At 62.5% G+C, this 3,471-nt stretch carries 2 protein-coding genes and 1 pseudogene; all 3 read right to left on the bottom strand.

The window, feature by feature from the left end:
* A partial coding sequence (locus ACH4F2_RS35345; protein ID WP_398136755.1) for a hypothetical protein occupies positions 1 to 552 on the bottom strand: 552 nt, incomplete at its 3' end.
* 12 nt (positions 553 to 564) lie between these two features.
* Positions 565 to 2,280 carry a peptidoglycan DD-metalloendopeptidase family protein gene (locus ACH4F2_RS35340; protein WP_003944272.1) on the bottom strand — a complete coding sequence of 572 codons (1,716 nt, stop codon included), beginning with the start codon at positions 2,278 to 2,280 and terminating at the stop codon, positions 565 to 567.
* A pseudogene (locus tag ACH4F2_RS35335) lies at positions 2,280 to 3,471 on the bottom strand (hypothetical protein); the annotation flags it as partial. The pseudogene ACH4F2_RS35335 and the gene ACH4F2_RS35340, both read right to left, overlap by 1 nt.

Here is a 3,471-nt window from a genome sequence, read left to right as displayed (position 1 = left end):
GGAAACTTTTTCGGGTTGATCAGCAGGGTGTTCGTCGCCGGCGATACTCGCTGTGGCAATGACGATCGCATGGTCGTCTGCCCAGTTCTGCCATTGCTTGCCGGTGATGGGTGCGAGCGCAATGAATGAGTCGGCGTTCGCGGCGTAGTACCTCTCGTCGAGGAGTGGCGCCGCCCGTTGAGCTGCCGCGGATTGGTTTACGTCCTTGCCTGGCGCGTAGGAGAGCATGGTGCGAGCGGCGGCGAGCATGACCGACTGCGCGTCGTTCTCGTTGGCTCCGGCCAGTGTGTCGGGGAGCGCTGGAGGCGGAGTGGTGGTCAGGGCTGGAGGGGCGGTCGGCGGCGACGGAACTGTCGTCGGCGCCGAGCCGGATTGGCTACTTTCAGCGAGGACGTCTGTCGAGGGGAGTGGGGGTACCGTCCACGAGCTGTCGGCTTCGGCGCTCGTTTCCACCGCATGATCTTCGGGTTCGTCGCTTCCTCCGCACGCTGTCAGTACCAATGCGGCAGATGTGAGAGCAGCAAGAGCGAGCGAGCGTTTGCGAGTAATCATGGTGAAGGTTTCCTATCCGAATCGTTTGACGTACATCTCTTCGCCGGCCCAGCCGGAGAGCGGCATGATCGAGACGCTTTTCCCCGATTCCGGGGCGTTGAGCAACATGTCCTGTCCGTTTTCGGTGCCATAGAAAATGCCGACGTGATGGGTGTCGCCGCCTGCGCCGAAGTAGATCAGGTCACCTGGACGCTTCTGGTCGAACGGAATGTCTTGGCCTCGGGAGTCGTACAGCTGGCCGGGATTGGAGTGACTTCCGGTGAAGTGAGGGAGCAAAATTTGGCCACCGGATGCTTGGTAAACCGCGTACAACGTCAAGCCTGAGCAGTCGAAGCCGACCTTGTTCGAATCGCCGTTCGCATCTCCTGCCCCGCCGCCATCACTGATGCCTTTCGTTGGGCCGTTCTGATCTCCGCCTCCCCACGCGTACGTTGTTCCGATCCATTGGGAGGCCGCAGCGATCACGTTCTCTGCGAATGGCCCCCCGGGCTTGAACTGGGGTCCACCGGGGTTCGAGGTTCCAGGCGCGCAGGCGCCGCCATCGATGATCGTTGTTGCGCCGCCACCCTTGACGATGTCTGCCAGCTCCTGCGGCGTCAGGTCTTTGCCTGAACCTTTGAACTGCGAAGCTAGTTGCCGAGCGAGCGTTTCGTCGTCGGCGTATGCCTCAGGGTGGGCCGATCCCTGCACGGTTTGGGCGGCGACGGTGACTGGCATGGTTTGCCAGCCCGAAACTTTGAGCAACGCGTCAAAGAATTTGACGTTCGCCGTGACGGGGTTCATCAACTCTTCCGCGGTGCCCCAGATGCCGACTTGCTGTTGGTATTGATTGACCGAGAGGTGATCGCTTCCGACGCCGTCGTGGGGATATTGCAGCGACTCGGGCACGTTGGAGCTGGCGAGCATTCGATAGGTCGATTCCTGGCTCATGGTGGCCAGGGCAACCACGATTCCTTGATCAGGAACGGCCATGGACTCACCTATGGCGACAGCCTGTTTCGCCAGCGCTGTTTGGCTGGCGTTGAGACCGCCCGTGCCGGCGGGGGTGGATTTCGCCACCAACTCTGCGTCGGGCTGAGCGGGGACGGAGGCTGCTGCCGGGGAGGCGGTTCCTCGTTGCTTGAGCCAGGGAACCGGGTCCACTCCACCGCCCATCGACCATTGTCCTGGGTAGATACCGAAGTGCAGGTGCGGGCCGCTGGACTGTCCTTCGCTGCCGACTTTGCCGATGAGTTGGCCTGCGGTGACCTTGTCGCCGGCTTTGACGAGCACTCCTGCTGCGGTCATGTGTCCGTAGAGAGATTCGACGGTCTGCCCATCGATGGTGTGCCGGATGCGGATCCAGTGTCCGTAGCCCGAGGCCGGTCCGGCGACGACGACTTCGCCGTCGCCTGCGGCGTAGAAGGGGGTATCCAATGGGGCGGCGTAATCCTGTCCGTCATGCATTCCGCCTTCTCGCATGCCGAACGGCGAGCTGATCGTGTACGTACCTTCGGCCATCGGAACTGCCAGCGATCCAGGTTTCAGACCTACCAAGGATCCGTCTGCACGAATGTCGGTACCGGTCGGCTGTCCGCAGGTGGTGTCCTCACCGGTGAGGGACAAGATGACGAGAACCGGCGCCATCAACACGACCATGCACACGATCGGCACGGAGATGAGGATCCACCACCACTTCTTCGACGAACTTTCCGAATCAGGGGACGGTGGTGCCGCCAGGAGCGTCATCAGCGCGGCCGCCGGGTCAGCGAGCTCGGCTGCGGGGTCCTCGCGTTACCTGCTCCTGCTTGAGCTGCCGCCGCAATCAGTCCTGCGGTTCTCGAGCCGGAACCGGTGGGAATGTTGACGGCGGGAACAACTGGAGCAGCTGGCGGACGTGCAGGCGCGGCGGTTGGCTTCGGTGCCTTCGGAGCGCGGGTAGGAGTAGTAGGCAACAACAGCGGTGCGCCGGAATCGGTGGTGAATTCGCGGAAAGCCCGACCGTCTGGTGCAACGGTCTTCGATGCTGAACTGCGAACTTGTCCGCGCTCCGGAGCAAGCCCCGACGGTGCTGTGGCGATCGCCTTCTTGATGCCCGGTTTGTCTGCAACAGCCGCCTTCGAAAGTCGACTGCGTACCGCGGCCGCCGCGCTATCCGTACCGGTTCCACGGCTCGGTGAGCTCGTAGAGGACCGTGAGCCCGAGGACTGTGAACGGGCCATCGTGGCCGGGTCGGAGAGATTGTCGATCGACTTCTTGGCCTTCTTCGCTCCAGAGACTGCTTTCGTGCCCGCCCAGACTGCGGCAGCGACGCCTCCCGTTACCGCAGTCGATGTCGCTGTGCCAGCTACTGAGCCAACGGCTTTGGTTGAAGTAGTCGCCTTCTTCGCGATCTTGCCTGCACCCTGGACCGTGGCCTTGCCGCCACGGTAGATCTGTCGGCCCTGTGCAGCCATCAACGCGATATCGCGGCCCGACGTCGGGGTAGATCTGGTGATGGATGTGGGTGCGGCATCGGGGCGCTTCGCCAAAATCGACGCCAGGCTGTCCGACATCCGTTGCAGACCCTTGATCGCGCGGCGGAAGAGGAGGAGCGCGATGATCAGGAAGATGTCGACGAAGAAGACGGTGCGGATGAGGTTCGATTCGTCTGAAGCGAAAAGGTCTTGGACGACGAGCACGTATCCGACCAGGAAGACGATGGAAAACATCATCTGCAGCAGCGCCATCGCGACGTTGGCGATTGTGCGCCAAAACTGTCCACGCATCGACGGCGCGATGGCGACGACGATGCCAGGGATGGATTTGATGGCGTTGCCGATCGACACCCCGGCCGCGAGTACCAGCCTGCCCGCCAGGTAGATCGCGAAGGCCATCAGCAGGGTGCCGGCGAAGATCAAGAAGAGCAGGCCCATAGCTTGACCCGGGCCAGGGTTGTCG

The organism is Streptomyces sp. NPDC017890 (genome assembly GCF_044328675.1).
In the GTDB taxonomy this organism is placed as follows: Bacteria; Actinomycetota; Actinomycetes; order Streptomycetales; family Streptomycetaceae; genus Streptomyces.
The sequence above is the reverse complement of the archived record's forward strand: the minus strand, read 5'-3'. Positions and strand labels throughout refer to the sequence as shown.

Bases quoted from the DNA above. Each gene is read 5' to 3' on its own strand.
- ACH4F2_RS35340 (WP_003944272.1), bottom strand. From the start codon at position 2,280: ATGACGCTCCTGGCGGCACCACCGTCCCCTGATTCGGAAAGTTCGTCG.